Origin of the sequence: Advenella mandrilli (assembly GCF_016595155.1) — a bacterium.
GTDB lineage: Bacteria > Pseudomonadota > Gammaproteobacteria > Burkholderiales > Burkholderiaceae_B > Advenella > Advenella mandrilli.
On record NZ_JAENGP010000011.1, the window covers coordinates 98,833 to 123,021 of the forward strand.

Genomic DNA, 24,189 nt, shown 5'->3' on the forward strand with positions numbered 1-24,189 from the left:
AATCACAGGTATTTATATTGTTTTCAGTTTTATTTATATGTTGGGTCGAGAATCAGAATACGACAAATGACGGCTTCTCTGGCAATCTAGCGCAAAATTGACAGGAGTGTAATATGTCGGATTTTGATCTGATTGTAAAAGGCCATATCATATTGGCCCATAGCGAAATTGAAAATGGTTATGTTGCCATTAAAAACGGGAAAGTAGCTAAAGTGGGCGCCTGTGCACAAGGTATGCCGTCAGCCCGGGCTATTGAAGATCATGCAGGATGTTTGGTGTTTCCAGCCGCGATTGATTCCCAGGTGCATAGCCGCAGCCAGAAAGGACAGGAAGATTTCATCTGGTCAACCCGGGCCGCAGCCGCAGGAGGCGTCGGCACCATCGTTGATATGCCCTATGATGCGGGCCGGCTTATCTGCAATGCAGAGCGATTCAGCTTGAAAAAGCAGGAAGCTAAGGAACAGGCACGCGTAGATTTTGCCTTGTATGGCACGGTTCATCCCGATGAAGGTGCCGCGAAAATTCGTGAGCAGGCAGAGGCCGGCGCAATTGGTTTTAAATTCTCTACGTTTGGTACCGATCCCGAGCGTTTTCCCCGAATTCCTGCTTATACCATGCATGACTGCTTCCAGGAAATCCAGCAGTTTGGCCTCGTTGCCGGTGTGCATAATGAAGACGATGAAGTCGTCAAGCATTTAATTGAAAAAACCAAAGCATCTGGGTTGAGCGATTACCAGGCACATACGGCAAGCCGTCCGGTTTATTCTGAAAATCTGGCCATCCTGCAAGTGTATGAGTTGGGGGCCGCTACCGGTTGCCGTGCCCATGTGGTGCATTGTTCAAATGGCCGTGGCTATGAAATTTGTGCTTCATACCAAAAACAGGGTTTTCAGTCCACGATTGAAGCCTGCCTGCATTATATGGTCTTGACCGAAGACGATGATGTTAAGGAGCTGGTTGGCCGGGCCAAGGTCAATCCACCTATTCGTGGCCGTCAAGAGCGCGAGGCATTGTGGCATCACCTTGCCACCGGTAATTTAACCGTCGTGTCTACCGATCATGTCAGCTGGTCACTGGATCGTAAAAACAGTGCAAATATGTTTGAAAACGCATCGGGTGCAACCGGTCTTGAATTGTTATTGCCCCTGATGGTTTCCGAAGCAAGCCGTCGCGGAATTCCCTTAAGCAAAATCGCCCAGGTGCTTACCTACAATGTGGCGCGCCTGTTCAGTATTGATGATACAAAAGGGGCGCTTGAATTGGGCAAGGATGCCGACCTGGCCATTCTGAAACCGGAACCTTATGTGTATAGCGCCAGCGCCAGTGGCAATAATTTTTCTGACTGGAGCCCTTATGACGGGCGTCAAATTGACTTTAAAGTGGTTAAGTCCATGGTTCGTGGTAACTGGGTTTTTGATGGGCAAGATGTATTGGCCGAGCCGGGTTCGGGCAAGTTTGTCCATCCGGGCCTGCTGGGTTCCAGGGGGCAGGTATGAAAGCAAATAAAAGCCGTTACTGGGAGATGTTGATGGAACTGGGTACCATCACAGACCCTGGCCAGCCTTATACCCGCCGCTCATTCAGTGCCCGTTTTCTTGAAGGCCGGCAGTGGCTGACAGAAAAAATGCAGGCCCTGGGTTTGCGTGTTCATATTGATGCTGCCGGCAACTTAATTGGTCGCCGTGAAGGAACAGACCCAACCCTGGGAGCCATTGCGATTGGTTCGCATAGCGATACGGTACCCGGAGGCGGTCGTTTTGATGGCGTCGCGGGGGTTGTTGCCGGTCTTGAGTGCGTGGCGTCCTGGAATGAGCGTAATATCCAGTTGCGTCACCCGGTTGAAATTATTGATTTTCTGGCTGAAGAACCAAGTGAGTGGGGTAACTCCTGCACGGGAAGCCGGGGAATTTCAGGTTATCTGGATAACGGGCTGTTGAATACACCTCATCCTAAAACCGGAGAAACCCTGGCGCAGGCGATCAAGCGTATCGGTGGTGATCCTGATAATTTGTCGGTTCGTAAAGATATCGCTGCCTGTTTTGAAATTCATATCGAGCAGGGCAGTGTGCTTGAGCATGAGTCCCTGGATATTGGTGTGGTAAACGCCATTGTAGGGATTGTCAGGGTAAAGCTGGTCTTTAAGGGGCAGTCTGCCCATGCCGGCACGACGCCCATGCATATTCGCCGTGATGCGCTGGCTGCAGCGGCGCAAACGGCCTGTGAAATGCGCCGTCAGGTGCAGCAGATGGCTGACGATGGCAGCGGGCATTATGTTGTGGCAACTTGCGGGCAATTCAATGTTCGGCCAAATGCCAGTAACGTGGTGCCAGGTCTTGCTGAAATCACCATTGAAATGCGTTCTGATCATCGTCCTTGCATGGAAATCATGTATGCGCTTTTGCATGAAACCGCCAGGCAGGCTGCCCATGATATGCGGGTTGAGTTGGTGCAATTCGAAACCTTGACCGATACCCATCCTGTCTTGTGTGATACCGCATTGATGGCGCATATTGAAGCGGCGACAAAGTCTTTGGATTTGCCTTATCGGATCATGCCAAGTGGTGCCGGTCATGATGCCGCTTTCATGACGTATGTGGCGCCTTCCGCGATGATTTTTGTTCCCAGTAAAGAGGGTAAAAGTCATTGTGCAGAAGAGTGGACCTCGGAAAAAGAAATGGCTCAAGGGGTCAGTGTGCTTATTGAGGCAGTAGAGCGGTTTGATGCCGTTGGCAATCAGTAAAGAGCAACAGGCAGGATATTGCTGCACAAGACAGTAAATCCTCCTTTATTACTGGTGTTTTGCTGTTAACCATTTGGCACAAATCAGTCGATCATTAAATGATTGATTCATTAATATTAACAATTAAACAGATAGTCATTTTTCATGAAATGGACAGGCTATCTGTGCGATATGCATTAGGTTCAGGGAGAACTTTAGATGAATGCAAACGTAAAAAAACAGGGTTTGGATATCAGCCTTAACCTTTCAGGCGAGCAGGTGAATGTTGAAAAAAAGAACAAGGCTGGCAAGGCAGTAGCTGCCGCCTCTATCGGTAATGCGCTGGAGTGGTACGACTTTAGTGTATTTGCGTTCTTTGCCAGTTACATTGGCCATAGTTTCTTTGTAGAAGGTGATGAGGTTTCCGCCTTGTTAAAAACTTTCCTGCTGTTTGCCGTTGGCTTTATTGCCCGTCCCGTTGGCGCACTCTTTTTGGGCTCGTACGGTGACCGGGTAGGACGTAAGGCCGCGCTTACCTTGACCATTGGCATTATGGCGGTCGGTACGTTTATTATTGCCGTAGCGCCACCCGTCTGGGTGATTGGTGTGGGCGCGCCCATCTTGCTTTTGATTGGGCGTTTATTGCAGGGCTTTTCGGCTGGTGGCGAAATTGGTGGTGCAACCGCGTTCCTGGTTGAAAGTGCACCGCCAGAGAAAAAAGCCAGTTATGCTGCATGGTTGCAGGCCAGTATGGGCATTTCCAATATTCTGGCGGCATTTGTCGGCATGATGATCACGACATTTTTTACGGATGACCAGATAACCGGATGGGCGTGGCGATTGCCTTTCCTGGTCGGTTTGTTGATTATTCCAGTGGGTTACTATATTCGATATACCCTGGACGAAACCGCCGAATTCGAGGCGGAAAAGAAAACCATGGATTTGACGAAAAAGCAGCCGCTTTTTGATGTCATCAAGTTATATCCGCAGCACATGATCGTTGGCATTATGTTCTCTATCTTATGGACGGTCTGCGTTTACGTGTTGGTGATTTATATGCCAACCTATTATGCGGCTGCCAATATCGGCCTGGGATTCTCACGAAATGATGCCTTCACCGCTTCCCTGATCGGCAATATTTTCATGATTATCGGTTGTCTTTTCTCAGGAAGAATGGCGGATCGTTTTGGTGCTCCAATAGTGCTTAAACTTAGTTGCCTGGTTCTTGCTGTGGTTTCATTCCCCTTGTTGACATGGCTTCATGGCAGTCCCGAGTTTGGCAATCTGGTTGTGGTGCATATTATTTTGTGTTTTTCTGTTGCGCTGTTTTCAGGGGTCGCTCCTTCTGCCCTGGCTGGTTTGTTCCCAACCCAGGTGCGCTCTTCAGGCATGGCGGTTTCCTATAATATTGCGGCTATTTTCTTTGCCGGCTTCACCCCGGCCTTAATGACCTGGGCAACCACCATTGATATCATGGCACCAAGCTATTACCTGGCCATTGCTTCTTTCATTGGTTATCTGGCAACGGTCTGGATGTACAAACTGGTTAAATAGTTCATAATTGCGCTCATGGGCGTAAAAAATATTCGCTTCCTTCGAAGCGTTGATTTTCGGGCAATGATTCAGTTCTGCCATTTGTGTCAAACCCAACATTTGGCCAAATCGGCAGAACAGCTTCAGATTGCCCGTTCTGGTTTAAGTGAAACGGTCCGGTTTCTTGAAAATAAATTCAAACTTAAATTATTCAGGCGGACGAATAAAAAATTTTTGCCTACCGAGACCGCGCTGGTGCTAAGCAACGGGTTTCATCTATTGGGTTTGCTTGAATCATTCGCCAGGCGTAATGTCAATACAGCTCATCATGAGTTGTCATGGGTAAAAATAAAATTTCCAGTCCATTTTTATTGTGGTGATTTAAGCAAGGCATTTTTTCAAGCCCTTTATCAGTGTGCCGAAAAATTTCCCAAAACCTTATTCTGGCCCGAATTTACCAATAGCTATTTTGAAGGTGGGTTGACCGCAGAGGGGTGGGAGCCCGGGTGGTATAAAATTTCCCAATCTGACATTGTCATTAATGCTCAATCAGGACATATCTCCCATAGCGGTTTTCTGAAAACCGGGCAGTGGGTCATGCTGCATGCACAGAGCGTGCTTTTGGAGCAAGCTTCTGGGGTACAGGATATTCGCCAGCATAAATTGATATTACCCAGAATGCCCTGGTCCTTATTGCAGCAAGCGGCCAATATTTGTACCGAACATGATTTTTCATTCGGATACGATGAAAATGATTATATTCAACTCTTGTCAGATCCGCCGCGCAGTCATAAAGTTGTCTTGCTCAATGAGATTTTTCTGGATCCAGCATTTGACAGTCATTGGACAGTAACCCCTTTGTTGTGTGAAGAAAGGGCGGTGATGCAGGTGGCTCATTATGATGAGCATCCAGTGTTACGCTATTTTGAGCAGGTTTTTAGCCAGTGCCTGGCCGACGCTGAACCGGCAAGCTGCGGTTTTCAGCCCGCCACCAGTCTTAAGCAATGGCATTATTTTGACCGGGTGCTGGAGACTGGATCCATGAGAAAGGCAGCGCATGAGTTGTTTCTGGCCCAACCTGCCATCAGTACGCAAATCCGGCATTTTGAACAGGCCCTGAATACCGTTGCGATCAATCGTAAAAAAGGCAGCCGATCAATGGATATAACGCCAAGCGGCCTGTTTTTGGCGGATATTGCAAAAGGCATGCAAGAGGTGCTTGGTGGGCTGGAGACTTATCTTTCCAGTCAGCAACTCCAGCAGTGCAGGCATTTGTCTTTGGGTGTTTTGCCCAGTGTAGATGTGCATAGCAAGCTTAGCGAGCTGATTGTGAATCAGGTTGCGAAGTGGCAACAATATTATCCGGATGTGCGCCTGGAAATTCTAGAGGATAAGCAAAGTGTACTAACTGCCTTGTTGCGTAGCCAGCATATTCATTTAGCCTTCATAGAAACAAAAGTACCCTGGCTTATCCAGGATTCGGTGTCGGTTCCAGAGGAAATGGGGATTGTTATTTCGCCTGTTTTATTACAGGCCATTGATGCCGGTAAAAAAAAGAAGCTGGGTTGGCCTGATATCAAGCATTATCCATTGGTGTTACCAAGGCGAGGGTCTGGTCTGCGAACGTTAATAGACCAGCATTGTTTTGAGCAGGGAATTGTGTTGCAGGCAGAGGTTGACTCAGACAGCCTGAATATTAATCAACGCTGGATTGTAGAAGGAAAGTATGCCGCTATTTTGCCGCAATCGGCGGCCGATAGCCTGATTCAGGCAGGGCAGGCCGTGTTTTTGCCGTTGTATCCTTCGCTTAAACGTATTTTGCGTTTGTCCTACCTGAAAAACCGTCCATTAAATGATGTAGAAAAGAATCTGATTGATTTTTTGCGTTTTAGAATTGAAGCTTATTCAGATCTTAATTAAAGGTGTCATGCAAAAAAACCAGTCAAACAGGATAAAAAAACTTCTTTGTCGTGTATTTGATACAAAAACAACAGCATTATTAATAAAAGTACGAAAGGGGGTTCACAAATCAAGAAAAACAGATATAATTTCATCTTTCAGTTAACAAGCAATCTTTAGCAAGCTTGGTTAGCTGGCAGTACAAGAAATTTTGGGGCGTCGCCAAGCTGGTTAAGGCACTGGATTTTGATTCCAGCATGCGAAGGTTCGAATCCTTCCGCCCCAGCCAAAATCTCGTAAGTACATCATCGGAGCCGTCGGGCCTGGCCTATAAGTTGGGTTAAGGCTTCGCGGTTTTTTTTATTTCATCTCATCTCACAAAAAATCCTCTCTATCATGACTAACAACAACTTCATGATTTTCACTGGAACAGCAAACCCGCGTTTAGCTGTCAACGTAGTGAATCATCTTGACATGTCCCTTGGAAAAATGACTGTCGGGCGTTTCTCAGACGGGGAGGTGATGGTTGAAATTCTTGAACACGTCCGTGGTCGTGATGTATTTGTTTTGCAGCCCACCTGCGCACCCACTAATGATAATTTAATGGAAATCATGACCATGGTTGATGCCTTGCGTCGTGCTTCGGCCGGTAGCATTACTGCCGCCATTCCTTATTTTGGCTATGCGCGCCAGGATCGCCGTCCGCGTTCCGCCCGTGTTGCCATTTCCGCCAAAGTGGTTGCCAACATGTTGCAAAGCGTTGGTGTTGATCGCATTCTTACCATGGATCTGCACGCCGACCAAATCCAGGGGTTTTTTGATATCCCTGTCGATAACATCTATGCAGCGCCGGTTTTGTTGGCCGATATCGACCAGCGTAATCTTAGCAACCTGGTGGTGGTCTCTCCTGATATTGGTGGTGTGGTGCGTGCCCGCGCCCTGGCTAAACAGCTAGAGGCTGATCTGGCTATTATCGACAAACGCCGCCCACGTGCCAATGTATCTGAAGTCATGAATATTATCGGTGAGGTAGATGGCCGTACCTGTATCATTATGGATGATATGGTAGATACCGCCGGAACCTTGTGCAAGGCCGCCGCTGCCCTGAAAGAGCGTGGTGCCGGTGCCGTTTATGCTTATTGTACTCACCCGGTTTTGTCTGGCAATGCGATAGAACGCATTACCGAATCTGAACTTGATGAACTGGTGGTTACCGATACCATTCCTTTAGGCGAAAAGGCAGCAAACTGCCCTAAAATTCGTCAGCTTTCAACTGCGGCCTTATTGGGTGAAACCATTTTGCGTATTGCTCATGCCGAGTCGGTTAGCTCTTTGTTTGTAGATTAATTTTCTGCCCGATGCTGGTCGCGGCATCGGGATTCGTAATTAGGCCATTAATGGTTTAATTTTTTATATTTATACGTATTTAAAATACGTTTGTTTTGGAGTATTCCATGAAATTCACAGCCACATCGCGTAGTGTACAGGGATCGAGTGCGAGCCGCCGCCTGCGCCGCGCCGGCCGCGTTCCAGCCATCGTTTACGGTGGTAAAACTGACGCCCTTAGCATTGAGCTTGACCATAACGAAATCTTCCACGCATTGCGTAAAGAAGGTTTTCACGCTTCAGTCCTGAACATGGAGCTGGATGGTAATGTACAAAATGTATTGTTGCGTGCTGTTCAATGGCACCCTTACAAACCGCTGGTTATGCACGTTGACTTCCAGCGTGTTAGTGCTGACCAGGCCATTACCACCAAAGTACCCCTGCACTTCATCAATGAAGAAATTTCTCCAGCCGTTAAACTGCAAGGCGCACAAATTACCCGTGTTGCCAACGATGTTGAGATCACTTGTTTGCCTAGCAATTTGCCACAGTTTATCGAAGTGGACCTGGCTGGAATCGAAGCGGGTGGCGTATTCCACCTGAGCCAGATTGCAGCCCCTGAGGGTGTGCAGTTTGTTGTGATTGGTGATGATCCTGTCTTGGCGGCCGCTTCTACAGCAGTTGGCGAATCAGGTAACGACGCTGAAGATGGCGAAGCTGCTGAGTAAGTCGTAATATTACGTTCGAAATAAACAGGCAAAAAATTTATTCTGTCTGTTGTGTTTTGTTCATGAATAGCCCCCGTATTGCTTTTTGCTGTTCGGGGGCTATTGCTTTATAAGGTTGCTGATTATGTCTTTATCCATTCGCCTGATTGTGGGCCTGGGCAATCCGGGCGGTCAATATGAAGCCACACGGCATAATGCCGGATTTTGGCTGGCCGATCATATTGCCGATGACCTGAATGCGTCATTCAAGCCGGAATCGGCTTTTTTTGGGCAAGTTGCCAAGGCAAAATATCAGGGAACCAATATTTTTTTGTTGAAACCGGCTACTTACATGAATCGTTCGGGTCAGGCGGTAAGTGCCTTGGCCCGGTTTTACAAGATAGAGCCGGAAGAAATCCTTGTTTTGCACGATGAACTGGATTTGCCGCCCGGGCAGGTTAAACTGAAAAAAGGCGGTGGTCATGCGGGGCATAATGGTTTGCGGGATATTCAGTCAGCATTAGGCGGCCCGAACTTCTGGCGCCTGCGGTTGGGCATAGGGCATCCGCGCACAATGGGGCTGGCACAAAATGTGGCCGATTATGTGTTGCATATGCCACGTAAAGAAGATATGCCCCTTATTGATGATGAAATCCGGCGCGCCCGTGTTATTGTTCCTTTGCTGCTGCAAGGAGAGTTTTCAAAAGCGTCCAGTTCCTTGCAAGAAACAAAAGGAATTGCCTAGTCATGAAGTCACCCAGTTTTCGACAGGAGTTTGCCGAATTTTTCCGCTATATCAGGCGTCCGGTGTTGGCGCCCCGCAAACCTTGTCGTGGTGGTGGCAATGGTTGGTGGAAAGACTGGGTGCCATCTACTTCTTTTGGCCGGATGTTGCAGTGGGCAGCGTGCCTGTGGATAATTAACATATTTGTGTTTGCGCCCATTGCCCTGACGGTTGCTAATAAAACCGGTGCGGCCCATCGAATTGATATCAACAACATTCCATTTTTAATGGCTGCGCTGTGGGCACCTGTAGTTGAAGAGTTGTTATTCCGTTATTGCCTGCGTCGGCCACAGTTAAGCCTGTGGCTGATTCCCGTCATGACATCAGTGGTCATTATGGGCCCCGTGCTTCAGAGTATAGTGCTGCTATTGCTGGTGCTTATGCTAATTGTCATGCTGGATGTCTGGCAGCTTACTACTAATGAGCATGCGTTAAAATGGAGTTGGCGCGTGCATTACCAAAAATTTTTCCCTCTGGTTTTTCATGGGTCAGTGCTTGTGTTTGCCGGCTTGCATTTATGGAATTTCAGGCTCAATGAAATGAATTGGTGGCTGATGCCTTTACTGGTATTGCCACAATGGTTTACAGGCATGGTGCTGGGCTGGATGCGTGTACGTGACGGAATTGGTACTTCAATTGCCATGCACATGATTTTCAATTCAGGCCCTGTTTTTCTGGTTTGGTTTTTATTGCAGTTCAGTCCTGAACTTGCCGCAACTTGAGGTTTACTATGAAAAGTGTAAAAATAATTTCTTCAGCCTTGTTTCTGGCTGTCTTTGTAGCGGGCTGTTCCGGCTATCGTCCTATTGTAGACGGGCAAGGCCGCGATATGTCCAATTACGAGTATGATCTTCGCGACTGCCAGAATTACGCCCGTCAGGTTGATGGTGCCGGCCGTACAGGCGGTGGTGCCCTTGCCGGGGCCGCGTTTGGCGCGGTACTGGGCCTGGTGGGTGGTGGTAATAGTAGTAATATTGCCCAGGCTGCCGGTGTTGGAGCGGTAACAGGGGCTGCTGCCGGTGGTGTTTCAACGGCGGCTTCGCAAAAACAGATTATCCGTAACTGTATGGTTGGTCGCGGTTATCGTGTACTTGATTAACTCGCTTATTCTTCAGGGAAACGGGCCAATTCTCTGAATATGTGCCTCTCCCAGAGGTACAATAACGGGTTTCGTGCTTTGATTTATTAAGGATTTTCAATGGCTCTTCAATGTGGCATCGTTGGTTTACCCAACGTAGGCAAATCAACTTTGTTTAACGCGTTAACGAAAGCGGGAATTGCCGCCGAAAACTATCCGTTTTGTACTATCGAGCCCAACGTAGGTATCGTGGAAGTACCCGATACGCGGCTTGATGATCTTGCCATTATTGTAAAACCGGAGCGCGTCCTGCCGGCCACTGTCGAGTTTGTAGATATTGCCGGTCTGGTGGCTGGCGCCTCAAAAGGTGAGGGTCTGGGCAACCAGTTTCTGGCCAACATTCGCGAAACTGACGCCATTGTTCATGTGGTCCGCTGTTTTGAAGATGAAAACGTAGTGCACGTGGCCGGCAAGATTGATCCCATTTCAGACATAGAGGTCATTAATACCGAGCTGGCCCTGGCTGACATGTCTTCGGCAGAAAAAGCACTGCTAAAAGCCCAGAAAACCGCCCGTGCTGGCGATAAAGAAGGACAAAAACTGTGTTCTGTCCTGGAAAAAATTATTCCTGTCCTGAATGAGGCCCGCCCTATCCGTTCACTGGATCTGGATGAAGAAGAGCAGGCCCTGATTAAATCCTATTGCTTTATTACCGCTAAACGTGCCATGTATGTGGCCAACGTGAAAGAAGACGGTTTTGAAAACAACTCGCATCTGGCTGCCGTGCAGGAATATGCCAAAGCAGAGGGTGCGCCTGTGGTGGCCGTCTGTGCCGCTATTGAAGCGGAAATTGCCGACCTGGATGATGAAGATAAAGATGTCTTTCTGGCGGATATGGGCATGGAAGAGGCAGGCCTGAATCGTGTCATTCGTGCCGCGTACAACTTGCTGGGCCTGCAAACTTACTTTACCGCTGGCGTCAAGGAAGTCCGTGCCTGGACAATCCAGGTGGGCGATACGGCGCCCAGGGCGGCAGGTGTCATCCATACTGATTTTGAACGCGGTTTCATTCGTGCACAAACCATTGCATTTGATGACTTTATCAAATTCAAAGGAGAGCAGGGCGCGAAAGAAGCCGGTAAAATGCGGGCCGAGGGCAAAGAGTATGTGGTCAAGGATGGCGATGTCCTGAACTTCCTGTTCAACGTATGATCTAATCCCTACCCGATAAGTAAAACTTGGGTTAGTATTAAAGACTTGGGTATGCATTGGCGCATGTTGTGCCAATGCCGGTCTTTAAAATTTAGAGAGTGAAAAGAATCAGTCATGAAAAAATGGCTTAAGCGCGTGTTGGTTGGTCTGGTTGTGCTTCTGCTAGTCACCTTTGTAGGTGGTGCGGTCTTTTTACTTACCTTCGACCCAAATGCCTATAAATATAAACTGGAAGAAATTGTCAGGTCTAACTATGACCGCGATCTTCAAATAAACGGCGATATCGAACTATCACTTTTTCCTCGCATCGGCCTGTCGGTTAATCAGCTGTCGTTGTCCGAACCTGGTAATGATGACGTTTTTGTCTCTATTAACAGCGCTCGTTTTGCGGTGGCCATTTGGCCGCTTATCTCCAACCGTTTTGTGGTTGACCACGTAGCGGTAAGTGGTTTCAAGGCCTGGGTCGTGCGTGATGAAACAGGTCATCTGAATTTTGAAGACTTGTTCGAACAAAAAAACACCGCCGTGGTGGCAGATAGCCTTAAAGAATCTGTTAATGCCAATACCGTGCTGCCACAACCCTACAATACCGATTTCAAAATTGATATTGCCGGGCTTGAACTTCAGAACGGAGAGGTGTATTTCAGGGATATCAGCAGCCATCTGGATATGCGCCTGAAAAACATGACGATCAATACCGGCAGGGTTACTTTTGACCAGCCTTTTGATATAACCCTGGCCGCACAGCTAGAAGGTGATCGTCCTAAGGTAAACGCACAACTTAATGTTCAGGGCTTGCTTAAGCTAGATCCGGTAACCAAACTTTATAATGCCCAGAAACTGGAAGTCGCCTTAAAAGGCAGGCTGGGCGATATCGATGCCAGCAGCGCCACCCTTAAAGGCAGTTTCAATATAGACAGTTTTGCCCATGCCATAACCGGTTCCGGTATGGAGCTGGTGGTTGCGGGCAATGGGGTAGAAGGATCGGCGCTTAAAAAAATTGATATTAACGTGAGCGCTCCCAAGTTGAGCTTCGACTCATCCGCGCCACTGTTGCTGCTTGAGAATTTTTCAGTCAAGGGCAGCGCGCAAAATGTTAATGATCAGTCATATGAGTGGTCTTTTGAATCGCCCGCACTGGATATTTCTTCTACCGTAGCCGGTGGCAAGCCTTTAGTTGGTTTTCTCCGGATGAAGGGGCGTGAACAGGTTGGGGTCAATTTATCGCTTAAAGGAATTAGTGGTTCAGCCGATAACCTTAAAGTCGCGGAAGTTAAAATTGATGGCAAATACGCGCAAGCCAACAATCGGGTTATTGGTCTGAATATTTCTTCTCCGGCTCAGATGAATTTAATCGACCGGATAGTGATGCTTTCCGCGATTAGCGGTAATGCTAGTTTCAAAGATCAAGGGCTTGAAGAGCAGCTGGTTCCCGTGATTGGCAGCATTAATGCTGATTTTCAGAAAAGCCGGGCCAGTTTCAAGCTTGATGCGGTGGTCAATGCCGGTAAATTCAATCTGGATGGAGAGTTGCATCATTTTTCCAGTCCTAATGTGAATTTTGATTTAAATGCCGACTCAATCAATCTTGACCAGCTTCTGGGCCCCGTCCCATCGCTTGCCGTAGCAGAAAAAAATAATACCGGGAATGGCAAAGCCGTTACCACGCCAGAGTCTGCCTCCGCGCAAAAAGAAAAAACAGCAACCGCTCAAACCGCTGAAACCACCCAGGCACAACCGGAGCAACAGGCTCCTGCTTCTGTGACAAGCCTGAAGCGCGAATTGCTTCAGTCATTGCGGGGTATGGGTACCGTTAACCTGAAACAAATGCGTTATCAGGATGTTGTTTTTAATGATGTGCAGGCTATTTTCCGTTTTGATCGTGCCAATCTTGATATGACGTCGTTCAAATCCTGGGTTTTTGACGGGCAGGTAAGGGCTGATGCACAGTTTGACTTGGCCAAGGATGAAATTAAAGCTGGGATAGAGCTCGAAGCCATTGACCTGTCCCTAATGCAGCAGGCGTTCCATTGGACGCATTGGCTAAGCGGTCGCGCTTTTATCAAGCTACAGCTTGAAAGCAATGGGGCCAATGAGAAAATGATTCTGGAAAATATTAAAGGACAGGTTCAGGTAAAGGCGGAAAACGGTCTTGTTAATGGATTTGATATCAATCAGCTGGTGCATGATCCGTTGAAGTATCTGGATCTTGATACGCCAACGTATCCATTTGCCATGAATTATAAAGTCTCCACTCCTTATTCCTTAGTTAGTGTTGATGCGCAGGTCGATAAAGGGGTGGCACAGCTGGCTTCGCTGTTATTTGAAAGCGGGCAGTTTGCGGTTCAGGGCAGTCCGAATGAAATGGTTTTCAATTGGAATAACGGGGATTTCAAGCTTCCTGTCACCTTGAAAACACGCCAGCCAGTAAAAATCAGCCAAAACAATATCACGCTTTCCATTAAGGAAATAAACCTGCCAGTCATGATTGAAAGAGCGGGTCAAACACTAACCGTTACATTGCAATGGGATAAGCTCAAAGACTCCCCATTGGGCAAGTTGCTTGAAAAGAAAAAAGAGCAGGCGCTGAAGGAACAGGCGGCCAAAGAACAGCTTGATGTTTCTGTTCCAGAAGTGCCGGCATCCCCGACTGAAGCTGATACACAAGCTGTTTCTGGGGCTTCAGAAACATCGGTACCTGTACAACAGGCAGAAACTGAAAAATCCCAGGCAGTACCCGAAAAACCAGATGAGCCAGTGCCAACGCTTGAGCTACCCAAACCGCTAACAGATACGTCAACAGTACCAGATGAAACAGATGACACTGCCAATATTGAGCCGGCGGCTTCAACGGTAGAAACCAGGAAGACTGCCCCGGTAGAAGCCAAGCAATAGCCGTTTTGGTTTTTTCTTACAGACCAATGTTTTTAATTAATTATTTTTACACGTCTTGATATGAATAAAACAGTAAAATTCACGCCGGTCTTTTCATGTGCGGGCGTTAGTGATGCCGTACAAACCGCGTACCAGAATCGCTGGTTTCTGGTTGATGAAAACGGCCAGGTTTTGGAAGATACAACGGACAAGACGGCAGCATTGTCATTATCTATCCGGTTTGCATATCTGGTTTTCAAGGCACCAGGTATGTTGCGACTGGATATACCGATAGAGGTGCTGGAAGATGATGAGGACGCGTTTGAACCCATCACCCTTAATGGGCACTTAAAACGGGCGGTAAATGAAGGAGAGCTGGCCACGGCCTGGTTTTCCAACTATTATGGCAAAACCGTTCATTTAATGAAATTGCACCCTGAAGATCATCAGGCCTGAATAAAAGGCCTGCCATTTTAAAGACAGCGGTGCACCAGCCTTTAGGCCGTGAGCGTTTTGTATTTTTCCATTAGCTGATCTGCATCTTCTTTCCATTGCGGATCGGGTTCAATACAGTCTACGGGACAAACCTGCATGCATTGTGGCGTGTCATGGTGCCCAACGCATTCAGTACATTTTTCCGGGTCTATGACGTAATATTCGTCACCCATGGTGATGGCATCGTTAGGGCACTGCGGTTCACAGACATCACAGTTAATACATTCTTCAGTAATTAATAAAGCCATGATATTGAATTGCCTGTTAAGTGTTTACCCTAGCATTATATTCCATTTCAATGAATGACTGTTATATACGTACTGTTTTATTAGGGATAATAGGGTCTGGATAAATAAATCCGGAACTGCGAACGGTAAAACATTTAATAGATTCCCGTTTGTAAACAGCAAAAATCACCACAAAAGAACGAGGCCTGAATGCGTATAAATAATATAGAAATCAGGCCTGGATGGGGTGTTTTGAAATAATCCGCCACATTCCCCTATCTGAACCTTAATGGTCTGGTGGCGGGTCAAGGCGGGCGTTCATTGTCGTGAATGTATGTGTGCCGCCAATTGATGCAGTGCGCGGAAAACCTCACCCTTGAGGGTGGGTAAGCAATTATTCAGACTGTGCCGCCTTAGCCTCTTTTCTGGCCTTGGCTTTTTCTTGCAGCCAGCGCTCTACAGACGGGAAAACAAATTTGCTAACGTCGCCACCCAGTAGCGCAATTTCACGTACAAAAGTACCTGAAATGAACTGGTATTGGTCTGAGGGGGTCATGAACAGGGTTTCGACTTCGGGTAACAGGTGGCGATTCATGCCAGCCATCTGGAATTCGTATTCGAAGTCGGATACGGCACGCAAGCCACGGATAATGACACGTGCTTCTTCCTGGCGCGCAAAGTCTTTGAGCAGGCCATCGAAGCTTTTTACCGTTACGTTATTGTAGTGACCCAATACTTCGTTGGCAATTTCCATCCTTTCTTCAAGTGTGAACAAAGGATGTTTACCCGCGCTGGCGGCAACACCAATAACAACGTTGTCAAACAGACCTGCTGCACGACGAACCAAATCTTCATGGCCTCTGGTGAGTGGGTCAAATGTACCTGGATATACGGCAGTGATCATGGCAAATGTCTTTTGTAAAAAAAGGGATTATAAGATAATTTACTATACTTCATTATATTGGTGTAGCTGAAACAACACGTATCAGGGCTTTCTTTCTTTGTTAATTCAAAAGGGGGGCTTAAATGGGGTGTTTTAATTTAAAAAAAACGGTTTCCCTTCCAAACCTGAGTCAGCTTAAATGTTGTTTTCAATAAATTGGTATAACTGGTAAAACACAGCCCCGGCTTTTCCTTCTTTTAGTAATTCAAAAGGTAAATCAAGCGGGGTTTTCTTTTCTGATTCTATATACACCAAAGATCCCGACTTTAAAATGCCGGGCAGGTAAGGCACAACTTCCTGAATCAAATCTTTCTCGAAGGGAGGGTCCAGAAAAACCAGGTCAAAGCGGCTGGCATCCATGCGTTTGAGCACTAGCATGGCATCACCACTGTTAATACGCACTTGCGGCACATTGAGTTTGTCGCGAAGTTGCCTCAGGTTGAGCATGGCTTGCCGGTTTTGTTCAACCATTTGCACATGTCCGGCCCCGCGTGAGGCGGCTTCAAAGCCCAAAGCCCCCGTGCCTGCAAACAGGTCTAGGACCGATTTAACGCTGTAATCACTGTCCCATAAGTGGTTGATCCAGTTGAAAACGGTTTCCCGGACACGGTCAGGTGTAGGGCGCAGCCCCGGAATATCGGCCACTGGAATGGGGGTGCGTTTGAATTGACCGCCAATAATACGGATTTTATGTGGTGAACCAGCTGTTTTTTGATGATTTGTGCTCATGATTCTATGTGTTAATGCATTAAGTCATTAATAAGATTATAAGCGCAAGCAGAAAAGCAAAAATAAAAAACAGGGCTGTTAAAATACTTCTTCAGAATCAAACTTTTAATACATCGAATTTCATATGTTCAGTTTCTTCAGGAAAAAAAAGCAACCCAAGCCGCAAGACAATAAAGAGCAGGATAGTCTTATTGAACAAGCGGCAAGTGGTGATGCAGCAGAAAAGTCACCTGCCATTGATCAGGTTTCTGTTTCAGAGGCTGTTCAGAAAGCGCCGGTGTTGCCCGAACAAACGTCACCGCTTGACCAAGTGGATGACGTGGCCAGCACAAACCAGGATGGCGCGGTTTCAGGCTTGGATATAGAGCGCGCACAAATACCGGCACCGCTGCTCAGTGAACCGGTTGTTGAACAATCCGCAACACCTTTGGCACCAGAAGCTGCCGCCGATCCAGAACCGGTGGTATCCTCTTTGCCAGAGCCAGAGCCAGAGCCAGAGCCAGAGCCAGAGCCAGAGCCAGAGCCAGAGCCAGAGCCAGAGCCAGAGCCAGAAAAAAAGTCATGGCTTTCGCGTCTTAAGCAGGGTCTGTCCAGAACCGGCTCCAGCATCAGCGCCATTTTTGTGGGCGTCAAAGTTGATGAAAACCTGTTCGAAGAGCTTGAAACTGCATTAATCATGGCTGATTCAGGCATGGAAGCCACGGAATCCCTGCTGAAAGCACTGCGAGCCAAGGTCAAGAAAGAACGGATTGATGACGCCGGCAAGGTAAAAACAGCCTTGAAAGAATTGTTGACCGAGCACCTCAAGCCACTAGAGAAAGATTTCAACCTGAAGCGTTCATCCCCATTAGTGGTTATGATTGCAGGGGTGAATGGGGCGGGTAAAACCACTTCTATTGGTAAGTTGGCCCATCATTTTCAGACCCAGGGTGCCAGTGTCTTGCTGGCTGCGGGCGATACTTTCAGGGCAGCTGCCCGTGAGCAGCTGGTTGAATGGGGATCACGTAACAATGTGGCCGTTATTGCCCAGGATGGCGGAGATCCGGCCGCAGTGGCCTTTGATGCCGTTAACGCGGGCAAAGCCCGTAATGCATCGGTGGTCATGGTCGATACGGCCGGCCGTTTGCCCACCCAGTTGCATTTAATGGAAGAGCTGAAAAAAATCAGACGCGTTATTGGCAAGGCAGAGGCTTCGGCACCGCATGAAGTGTTGTTGGTGGTAGACGGCAATACAGGGCAAAATGCTATTTCTCAAATCAAGGCATTTGATGCCGCCCTTGATTTAACCGGTCTTATCGTGACCAAGCTGGATGGTACGGCCAAAGGCGGTACGTTAGCAGCCGTTGCCGCTGGCAGTCATGGCGTGCGCCCCATTCCGGTTTATTGGATTGGGGTAGGCGAATCCTTGCACGATCTGCAACCGTTTGTTGCCGCAGAGTTTGCTGGCGCGTTGCTTGGCGATGACTAAGCGGCTCTCGCTTTGCCCATTTATTGGGCTTCAAATAAAAAACCACCCGCCTGAGCCTTCGATACCTGTTTGTATTGGTTCATCCGGGTGGTTTTTGTGGACTTAGAACTTGATGCGCCTTGGCAGTTCTTTCAGGACCTCATCAGCGTGTTTTTTACACGTTTCCAGATTGGCCGACAGCCAGCCTACGGCAAACCAGGTTTGCGGGTAAGTGTGGGTATACTGGCTATAAAATGTATGCGCGGTTGAATAGTCGTTAAGGATGCCAAACGTTTCTTGTGCTGCGGCAAGCCGCTTCACATAAAAGTTCAGGTTGCTGCCGGTGTGAAGCGCCTCATAGACATTCAGGCCGTAACGCATACGCTTGATCTTTTTGCGCAGGTCATGATAGGCCTCTATATCGCTTTTATCTTCGGTTTTCCAGTGATTGACGATTTCCTTGTTCCATTTGTTAAGTCGTGCTTCCAGTTGCTTGCGCAGGGTAACTTTGGGTTGCAAGGAGGGAATCAGGGGGATAATCAGCAGGGCAGGTTTGCTGTCAGCTGCTTTGGTTGCCGCTGATTTTAGCGCTGGCGGCTCTTTGGCGGTGCTATCTGCAGTCTGCCTGTCTTTACCCGTTTCACTTGCTTCAGCACTGGCCTGTGCTTCTTCAGGCGCTTGCGTTTCCGTTATTTCTTCCTCTTTTTCTTCCTCTTCTACTGTCTCGGGTATGGGATCAATAGCTGGTGTCAGTACCGTCCATTTCAACAATTTAACCAGCCATGACTGGAAGGCAACGCTTTGGGCAATTTCCTGGGCAGTGCGGACACTTTCATGGTGTTCAAATTGAATATGAGGCATGCCGGCCTCTTCCAGTTTGGGAACAATGGTTTCAAGCATAACGTCAAGGTCACGGGTGGCCCCAAAATGGCCAAGGTGTACTTTTAGTTCCGCCTGCAGTTCCGGTTCGGGCAAAGTGGCCATTTTGCCAAACAGTTTCCAGTTGCTGGCCAGGCGTCGCATGCCAATGCGCAGTTGGTGCACATGTTCTGGCCGTCCAACAGAAACCACGCCCAGGGTGTCTATTTCTGCCAGGGGTCCCGCGTTGAAGCAAATTTGCTCAAGGCATTCATCGGTGGTGGTAATTAGTGCCTGGGTTGCATTCTGGTTTTTATTGATTGGGTATGGACGGGCTTTGCGTGGTGCCCAGAAACGGTCAATTTCGCTTTTTCGGTATATACCAGAAGAAGCAGCGTTTTGTGCCTGTTTAATGTTGTTGGCAGCGGTGGCCAGAGCATCACCACGGTGTGATTTGCTGCGTAAATCCAGCTGCAGTTTGTATTTTTCAAGCCAGCGCAAGCCCACTTCAAAAATCGCCTCGGGTGAGCCACTCATCAGTTCAAATTCCACTTCAGACACGGGCAGCTCCAGATCACCCGCACGGATAACACCACGGTCATAGGCAATCTCCAGGATGCCTTTGGCAACACGGTGCTTGCGGAAAATCCGGATTACATCGGTTTCATAACGTAATTCCAGCGGATGGTTCAGGTTGGTGAGTGCTGCTTCGGCTGGTGTGCCAGCATACAGTGATAAATCCAGAATGGGGCCGGGGCGATCGTGATTGAGTTCCAGTTTGCTAATGGCATTGTTGCCGGGCATTTTCAGGGTTTGAACCCATTGGGTGCCTTCCAGCCGGAGACGGATGGCCACCTTGGCCTTGGCAAGTTCGCGAGTGGGGGTGTCAAAATACAAGGCCCGCAAAGGAAGCTCTTCCGCCCGGGTGGTGCGCACCGCTTTTTCTACTGTTTTTTGCGCATGAATGGGCACATGCAGTTTAAGTTCCTGTTCAGACATGGTGTATTAACTTTATAAAAATTTAAAACATAATAGAGGCAGCTTATCTTAACATTCGACCTCGACGTATTTCATGACAATCTATGACAGTTAATGTTTATTTCATCTAATGGTATGTTTTTTAAGCCATTTTTGTAAAGCAAGGGTTTGTTCAGGGGTGAAATACAGGCCAAGCCGTGTCCGGCGCCATAAAATATCTTCCGCGCAATTTGCCCACTCATGCGCTTGCAGCCATTTCACTTCGGTTTCGTATAAATCATGGCCAAAGTGTTGCCCAAGGCTTTCAATGCTATTTTTTTCCGCCAGGAAGAGCAAGGCAAGCGTACCGTAGGCGCAGGCATAGCGGCTGGCGGTGCTTTTAGGCAGCCAGGGGAAGTTCTTTTGTAATTGTGAAATGAAAAGATTTATGTCTGCATTGGGCAGGTCGGCTCCTGGCAAGGGGGCTGCATGGGTCCAGGGCTGGGGTTTGCCGGTGAAAGGTGCCAGTTTTTCAAGCGCGTGTTCGGCAAGTTTGCGATAAGTGGTTATTTTTCCGCCAAAAACAGACAGCAGCGGGGGAGAGGAACCCGTGCCCCCGCTCACGTCAAACACATAATCACGGGTTGTGGTGGAGGCATTGCCATGGGCATCATCATACAGGGGGCGCACGCCTGACCAGGTGGAAACAATATCTTCATGGCGGATGGCCTGTTTGAAATAGGCATTGACCGACTGCAGCAGATAATCAGTTTCTTCGGCAGATATGGCCACATTGGCTGGATCACCGTGGAAATCGATATCGGTAGTGCCAATCATTGAAAAATCGTTGCGGTAAGGGGTTACAAAGACAATCCGTTTGTCTTTGTTTTGCAGTATGTAGGCGTGCGTGCCTTCATAAAGCCTGGGCGTAACCAAATGGCTGCCCTTGACCAAACGCAGTTTGCGCTTGCCCGTGGCGTTGCTGCCGTGTTGGGCAGCCAGGTTTTGTATGTTGTCCACCCAGGGGCCTGCGGCATTAACCAGGATTTTTGCCTGTACGATACGAGTAGTGCCATCTTGATGCCGTAAGGTGGCCAGCCAGGTATTGTTTTGTGTCTTAAGCCCGATGCATTCGCAACGGGGTAGAATTTGTGCACCACGGGTTTGTGCATCTATGGCATTAAGAATAACCAGGCGCGAGTCATCCACGTTGCAATCGGAATAAATAAAGCCTTTTTTGATGCTGTCCTTTAGGGGGAGGGCATAAGCAGATGTATTTGCCAGGGGTATTTGTTGTGAGCCAGGCAGGTTTTTGGAGCGTTTGGCCAGATGGTCATACAAAAACAGGCCAAGGCGGATCATCCAGGCAGGCCTGAGGTTTTTGTTGTGTGGCAATACAAACCGCATGGGGTGAACAATATGCGGGGCATTGTGAAGTAACACTTCACGTTCGGCCAATGCTTCCCGTACCAGTCGGAACTCATATTGTTCAAGATATCTGAGTCCACCGTGAATAAGCTTGCTACTGGCCGAAGAAGTGGCACCCGCCAGGTCCTGTTTCTCACAAAGTAATACTTTCAGGCCCCTGCCGGCTGCGTCCCGGGCAATACCCGTACCGTTAATACCACCACCAATAATAAGAACATCCACATTATCAATACATTGCGCCGCTGTTGTATTCATTGCCATCCCAGTATCGGTACTGTCGCTTAACCGTTAAGGTTAGCCCTTTATTCTACGTCTTCGGTATTTAGTAGAATGCGTTTTTTAAGATCTGCCAGGGATTTGTACAGGCTTCGGTGGCTGGTTTGGGACAGGCCGTCAAAAATTTCCTGCAGCCATATTTCTTGAGCCTTGGCAATTTTGTTGTATTGGCGCCGCCCTTTGGGGGTGAGTTTGATAAAAGTGCTGCGACGGTCTTCTTTATTGACAATACGGACAATTAACGCTTCTTTTTCAAGTTGGCCGGTAATGGCGGTGATGTTGCCGTTGCTAACCATTAGCCGATCGGATAAATCGCCCATCTTCATACCTTTGGGTTCCAGGGCTAACTGAGCCATTAAATCAAAGCGTGGCAGGGTGGTTTCAAATTCAACACGCAGGTGGCTGCGTATTTTATTTTCAATAAGATTGCTGCAGGTAAGCAGGCGTAGCCAAAGCTTGAGCTCCTGGTTGTCGGATTCCAGTGCGCGTGTTTCCAGGTCGTTTTGCATAGTTCCTCCTGAGAGAGGTAATAGGGTAGTTGGGTGAATCAGGATAATCTTGTTTTAAGTTAAGATTAATTAAACATGTTGTTATTTTAAACCTGTCTTTCATAATATGGAACAAATAATATTGAACTATAAAACAAATTATTTAAATTTAAATCAAGAAATCAGTGTGAAACGGTAAATTTCATTCACACATCCGTATTGCTTTTTTTGGTTTTTGTATCTAAATATTTTTGCTGTCCCGGAAAATATGCGTAATCAGGCAAACAAGGCATAAATAACGGTGGTCAGCCAGTGGGTATTGGCATAAATAGCGATAGAGCTTGTTACAATATGCCCAGTATCACAATTTACTTATTTTCTTCCTATACTATGGGTAAAATAGCCTCTTTTCGTTATTGTTGTTATCTTCAATAACGCTCGTATTTGTCCGGAACTTACGTTATGACATCATCTGCAACAGAACAAGCCTTAGTACCACAACAAAAATTTGATATTTCACCCGTTTCTGAAATTGTCAATGAACTCAGAATGGGGCGTATGGTCATTCTGGTTGATGAAGAAGACAGGGAAAACGAGGGCGACCTGGTGATGGCTGCCGAGTTTATTACCCCCGAGGCCATTAACTTCATGGTGACGCATGCGCGTGGCCTGGTTTGCCTGACCCTGACTGAAGAACGCTGCAAGCAACTTGAATTGCCACTTATGGCCAGTAACAATGGGACCAGTTTCGGTACTAACTTTACGGTTTCCATCGAAGCAGCCGAAGGGGTGACCACCGGTATTTCGGCTGCCGACCGGGCGCATACCATCAAGGTGGCCGTTGCCCGTGATGCAAAACCTTCCGATTTGGTTAATCCAGGGCATATTTTTCCGGTCAAGGCCGTTCCGGGCGGGGTGCTTATTCGTGCCGGCCATACCGAAGCGGGCTGTGACCTGACAGCCATGGCGGGTTTAACACCTGCGGCGGTTATTTGTGAAATTCTCAAAACGGATGGCACCATGGCGCGCTTGCCCGATTTAATCGTGTTTGCCCAAGAGCATGGCCTTAAAATCGGTACCATCGCAGATCTTATCCAGTACCGCAGTGAGCATGAGTCCATGATACAGCGGCTGGGTGAACGCCCGCTTAAAACACCGTGGGGCCAATTCCGCGCCGTTGCCTATAAAGACAAGGCTTCAGGGGCACCCCATATTGCGCTTGTGCATGGCAACATCAGCCCAAGCAAAGAAGTGCTGGTACGTGTACACGAGCCGCTTTCCGTGCTTGATTTGTTAAACACCGAAGACAGCGAGCATAGCTGGGGTGTTTCCGAAGCCCTGAAGGCAATTTCTGCCGCTGACAGTGGCGTACTGGTCTTGCTTAATTGCCAGGGTTCGGCCCAATCTTTGGTTGAAACCATGGCGCAATGGGGTAAAGAAGAATCCGCCCAGAAAAAAACAGATCGCTATGATTTGCGCACTTATGGTGTAGGTGCACAAATATTACGTGATTTGAACGTGGAAACCATGCGTTTGCTGGCAGTTCCACGTAAAATGCCAAGCATGGCCGGTTACTCACTAACGGTAACTGGTTATGAATCTGCCTCTCAATGAATTTGCCCACACACTCTGAATTATAGGAAGCGTTATGAAACCTTATACATTAGCCCCTGATCTTAACGGCGAAGGCCTGCATATCGGTATCGTATGCGCCCGCTTTAGCGAGGAAATCGGCTTTGCCGAGCTGGAAGCTTGCTTGCAGGAATTGGGCGAGCTGGGCGTTGATGAGCGTGACATCATGGTGGTAACCGTTCCAGGAGCCCTTGAAATTGGTCTCACACTGGCACAAATGGCAGAAACGTTCGAGTTTGATGCGTTAATTGCGTTGGGCGCGGTTATTCGAGGTGAAACCTATCACTTCGAAATTGTGAGCAATGAAAGCGCGGCGGCCATCACACGGGTAACGCTGGATACCAATATTCCCATCGCAAACGGGATTCTAACCACCGAGAACGATGAACAGGCTCAGGTTCGTGCCGCCCAAAAAGGCAAGGATTGTGCACAGGTAGCCGTTGAAATGGCCAATTTGTCTGCTGCTTTGGTCCCCGAGATGGAAGATGACGATGAAGACGACGATGATGAAGACGACGATGATCGTGATGATGACGATTTCGACGATGAAGATGATAAATAGGATATCGAGTGACTG

The 24,189-nt window shown here is 48.0% G+C and carries 21 protein-coding genes and 1 tRNA gene; 16 read left to right on the plus strand and 6 right to left on the minus strand.

Annotation, left to right across the window (positions count from 1 at the left end):
- Positions 1-113 precede the first annotated feature (113 nt).
- The 13 genes from ertD (at position 114) to JHL22_RS10660 (ending at position 14,588) form a co-directional block, all read left to right on the plus strand.
- On the plus strand, positions 114-1,496 hold the full coding sequence (ertD, locus tag JHL22_RS10600; protein ID WP_200237049.1) for a hydantoin-5-propionate amidohydrolase: 1,383 nt from the start codon (positions 114-116) through the stop codon (positions 1,494-1,496).
- Complete coding sequence (ertE, locus tag JHL22_RS10605) at positions 1,493-2,740, plus strand: N-carbamyl-l-glutamate amidohydrolase ErtE (protein ID WP_200237053.1); 1,248 nt, start codon at positions 1,493-1,495, stop codon at positions 2,738-2,740. The genes ertD and ertE overlap by 4 nt, the downstream gene beginning before the upstream one ends.
- 198 nt (positions 2,741-2,938) lie before the next feature.
- Positions 2,939-4,273: an MFS transporter gene (locus JHL22_RS10610; protein ID WP_200237056.1), complete on the plus strand. Its 1,335-nt coding sequence runs from the start codon at positions 2,939-2,941 to the stop codon at positions 4,271-4,273.
- A 63-nt stretch (positions 4,274-4,336) separates the two neighbouring features.
- Positions 4,337-6,172: a LysR family transcriptional regulator gene (locus JHL22_RS10615; protein WP_200237059.1), complete on the plus strand. Its 1,836-nt coding sequence runs from the start codon at positions 4,337-4,339 to the stop codon at positions 6,170-6,172.
- A gap of 191 nt (positions 6,173-6,363) precedes the next feature.
- Positions 6,364-6,440, plus strand: a tRNA-Gln gene (locus tag JHL22_RS10620).
- 107 nt (positions 6,441-6,547) lie between these two features.
- Positions 6,548-7,498, plus strand: a complete 951-nt coding sequence (locus JHL22_RS10625) for a ribose-phosphate pyrophosphokinase (RefSeq protein WP_200237062.1) — start codon at positions 6,548-6,550, stop codon at positions 7,496-7,498.
- A gap of 107 nt (positions 7,499-7,605) precedes the next feature.
- Positions 7,606-8,205 carry a 50S ribosomal protein L25/general stress protein Ctc gene (locus tag JHL22_RS10630; protein ID WP_200237065.1) on the plus strand — a complete coding sequence of 200 codons (600 nt, stop codon included), beginning with the start codon at positions 7,606-7,608 and terminating at the stop codon, positions 8,203-8,205.
- Between the two features lie 124 nt (positions 8,206-8,329).
- Positions 8,330-8,929 (plus strand): aminoacyl-tRNA hydrolase, encoded by a 600-nt coding sequence (pth, locus tag JHL22_RS10635; protein WP_200237068.1) that lies wholly within the window; start codon positions 8,330-8,332, stop codon positions 8,927-8,929.
- A 2-nt stretch (positions 8,930-8,931) separates the two neighbouring features.
- Complete coding sequence (locus JHL22_RS10640) at positions 8,932-9,690, plus strand: CPBP family glutamic-type intramembrane protease (protein WP_200237071.1); 759 nt, start codon at positions 8,932-8,934, stop codon at positions 9,688-9,690.
- An 8-nt stretch (positions 9,691-9,698) separates the two neighbouring features.
- Positions 9,699-10,067: a glycine zipper family protein gene (locus JHL22_RS10645; protein WP_200237074.1), complete on the plus strand. Its 369-nt coding sequence runs from the start codon at positions 9,699-9,701 to the stop codon at positions 10,065-10,067.
- A 99-nt stretch (positions 10,068-10,166) separates the two neighbouring features.
- On the plus strand, positions 10,167-11,258 hold the full coding sequence (ychF, locus tag JHL22_RS10650) for a redox-regulated ATPase YchF (protein WP_200237077.1): 1,092 nt from the start codon (positions 10,167-10,169) through the stop codon (positions 11,256-11,258).
- Positions 11,259-11,372: 114 nt separating this feature from the next.
- Positions 11,373-14,153, plus strand: coding sequence for an AsmA family protein (locus tag JHL22_RS10655; RefSeq protein WP_200237080.1), 2,781 nt, complete (start codon positions 11,373-11,375; stop codon positions 14,151-14,153).
- A gap of 60 nt (positions 14,154-14,213) precedes the next feature.
- Complete coding sequence (locus JHL22_RS10660; protein WP_200237082.1) at positions 14,214-14,588, plus strand: hypothetical protein; 375 nt, start codon at positions 14,214-14,216, stop codon at positions 14,586-14,588.
- Positions 14,589-14,629: 41 nt separating this feature from the next.
- Here JHL22_RS10660 and JHL22_RS10665 read toward each other — a convergent pair whose 3' ends face one another.
- The 3 genes from JHL22_RS10665 to rsmD all read right to left on the minus strand — a co-directional run bounded on the left by JHL22_RS10665 (position 14,630) and on the right by rsmD (position 16,526).
- A complete protein-coding gene (locus tag JHL22_RS10665; RefSeq protein ID WP_200237085.1) occupies positions 14,630-14,875 on the minus strand; it encodes a YfhL family 4Fe-4S dicluster ferredoxin in 246 nt (81 codons plus the stop codon).
- A 373-nt stretch (positions 14,876-15,248) separates the two neighbouring features.
- Positions 15,249-15,758, minus strand: a complete 510-nt coding sequence (gene coaD, locus JHL22_RS10670; RefSeq protein ID WP_200237087.1) for a pantetheine-phosphate adenylyltransferase — start codon at positions 15,756-15,758, stop codon at positions 15,249-15,251.
- Positions 15,759-15,932: 174 nt separating this feature from the next.
- Positions 15,933-16,526 carry a 16S rRNA (guanine(966)-N(2))-methyltransferase RsmD gene (gene rsmD / locus JHL22_RS10675; RefSeq protein ID WP_200237090.1) on the minus strand — a complete coding sequence of 198 codons (594 nt, stop codon included), beginning with the start codon at positions 16,524-16,526 and terminating at the stop codon, positions 15,933-15,935.
- Between the two features lie 124 nt (positions 16,527-16,650).
- Here rsmD and ftsY point away from each other — a divergent pair, with 124 nt between their 5' ends.
- Positions 16,651-17,994, plus strand: coding sequence for a signal recognition particle-docking protein FtsY (gene ftsY, locus JHL22_RS10680; RefSeq protein WP_200237093.1), 1,344 nt, complete (start codon positions 16,651-16,653; stop codon positions 17,992-17,994).
- Positions 17,995-18,096: 102 nt separating this feature from the next.
- On the opposite strand, the gene JHL22_RS10685 is transcribed toward ftsY, so the two are convergent.
- The 3 genes from JHL22_RS10685 to JHL22_RS10695 all read right to left on the minus strand — a co-directional run bounded on the left by JHL22_RS10685 (position 18,097) and on the right by JHL22_RS10695 (position 22,001).
- Entirely contained in the window at positions 18,097-19,830 is a 1,734-nt protein-coding gene (locus JHL22_RS10685) for a CYTH and CHAD domain-containing protein (RefSeq protein WP_200237094.1), read from the minus strand.
- A 102-nt stretch (positions 19,831-19,932) separates the two neighbouring features.
- Entirely contained in the window at positions 19,933-21,471 is a 1,539-nt protein-coding gene (glpD, locus tag JHL22_RS10690; RefSeq protein WP_200237097.1) for a glycerol-3-phosphate dehydrogenase, read from the minus strand.
- Positions 21,472-21,518: 47 nt separating this feature from the next.
- A complete protein-coding gene (locus JHL22_RS10695) occupies positions 21,519-22,001 on the minus strand; it encodes a MarR family winged helix-turn-helix transcriptional regulator (protein WP_200237100.1) in 483 nt (160 codons plus the stop codon).
- A 441-nt stretch (positions 22,002-22,442) separates the two neighbouring features.
- Here JHL22_RS10695 and ribBA point away from each other — a divergent pair, with 441 nt between their 5' ends.
- Together ribBA and ribH are read left to right on the plus strand one after the other, a co-directional pair.
- A complete protein-coding gene (ribBA, locus tag JHL22_RS10700; RefSeq protein ID WP_200237102.1) occupies positions 22,443-23,594 on the plus strand; it encodes a bifunctional 3,4-dihydroxy-2-butanone-4-phosphate synthase/GTP cyclohydrolase II in 1,152 nt (383 codons plus the stop codon).
- Between the two features lie 34 nt (positions 23,595-23,628).
- The gene (gene ribH / locus JHL22_RS10705) at positions 23,629-24,174 is read left to right on the plus strand and encodes a 6,7-dimethyl-8-ribityllumazine synthase (RefSeq protein ID WP_200237105.1); all 546 of its coding nucleotides are present in this window, start codon (positions 23,629-23,631) and stop codon (positions 24,172-24,174) included.
- The last annotated feature ends 15 nt before the right edge of the window (positions 24,175-24,189 follow it).

Excerpts from the sequence above, each read along its gene's own strand:
- ertD (WP_200237049.1), top strand. The coding sequence starts at position 114 with ATGTCGGATTTTGATCTGATTGTAAAAGGCCATATCATATTGGCCCAT.
- ertE (WP_200237053.1), top strand. The coding sequence starts at position 1,493 with ATGAAAGCAAATAAAAGCCGTTACTGGGAGATGTTGATGGAACTGGGT.
- JHL22_RS10610 (WP_200237056.1), top strand. The coding sequence starts at position 2,939 with ATGAATGCAAACGTAAAAAAACAGGGTTTGGATATCAGCCTTAACCTT.
- JHL22_RS10615 (WP_200237059.1), top strand. The coding sequence starts at position 4,337 with ATGATTCAGTTCTGCCATTTGTGTCAAACCCAACATTTGGCCAAATCG.
- JHL22_RS10625 (WP_200237062.1), top strand. The coding sequence starts at position 6,548 with ATGACTAACAACAACTTCATGATTTTCACTGGAACAGCAAACCCGCGT.
- JHL22_RS10630 (WP_200237065.1), top strand. The coding sequence starts at position 7,606 with ATGAAATTCACAGCCACATCGCGTAGTGTACAGGGATCGAGTGCGAGC.
- pth (WP_200237068.1), top strand. The coding sequence starts at position 8,330 with ATGTCTTTATCCATTCGCCTGATTGTGGGCCTGGGCAATCCGGGCGGT.
- JHL22_RS10640 (WP_200237071.1), top strand. The coding sequence starts at position 8,932 with ATGAAGTCACCCAGTTTTCGACAGGAGTTTGCCGAATTTTTCCGCTAT.
- JHL22_RS10645 (WP_200237074.1), top strand. The coding sequence starts at position 9,699 with ATGAAAAGTGTAAAAATAATTTCTTCAGCCTTGTTTCTGGCTGTCTTT.
- ychF (WP_200237077.1), top strand. The coding sequence starts at position 10,167 with ATGGCTCTTCAATGTGGCATCGTTGGTTTACCCAACGTAGGCAAATCA.
- JHL22_RS10655 (WP_200237080.1), top strand. The coding sequence starts at position 11,373 with ATGAAAAAATGGCTTAAGCGCGTGTTGGTTGGTCTGGTTGTGCTTCTG.
- JHL22_RS10660 (WP_200237082.1), top strand. The coding sequence starts at position 14,214 with ATGAATAAAACAGTAAAATTCACGCCGGTCTTTTCATGTGCGGGCGTT.
- JHL22_RS10665 (WP_200237085.1), bottom strand. The coding sequence starts at position 14,875 with ATGGCTTTATTAATTACTGAAGAATGTATTAACTGTGATGTCTGTGAA.
- coaD (WP_200237087.1), bottom strand. The coding sequence starts at position 15,758 with ATGATCACTGCCGTATATCCAGGTACATTTGACCCACTCACCAGAGGC.
- rsmD (WP_200237090.1), bottom strand. The coding sequence starts at position 16,526 with ATGAGCACAAATCATCAAAAAACAGCTGGTTCACCACATAAAATCCGT.
- ftsY (WP_200237093.1), top strand. The coding sequence starts at position 16,651 with ATGTTCAGTTTCTTCAGGAAAAAAAAGCAACCCAAGCCGCAAGACAAT.
- JHL22_RS10685 (WP_200237094.1), bottom strand. The coding sequence starts at position 19,830 with ATGTCTGAACAGGAACTTAAACTGCATGTGCCCATTCATGCGCAAAAA.
- glpD (WP_200237097.1), bottom strand. The coding sequence starts at position 21,471 with ATGAATACAACAGCGGCGCAATGTATTGATAATGTGGATGTTCTTATT.
- JHL22_RS10695 (WP_200237100.1), bottom strand. The coding sequence starts at position 22,001 with ATGCAAAACGACCTGGAAACACGCGCACTGGAATCCGACAACCAGGAG.
- ribBA (WP_200237102.1), top strand. The coding sequence starts at position 22,443 with ATGACATCATCTGCAACAGAACAAGCCTTAGTACCACAACAAAAATTT.
- ribH (WP_200237105.1), top strand. The coding sequence starts at position 23,629 with ATGAAACCTTATACATTAGCCCCTGATCTTAACGGCGAAGGCCTGCAT.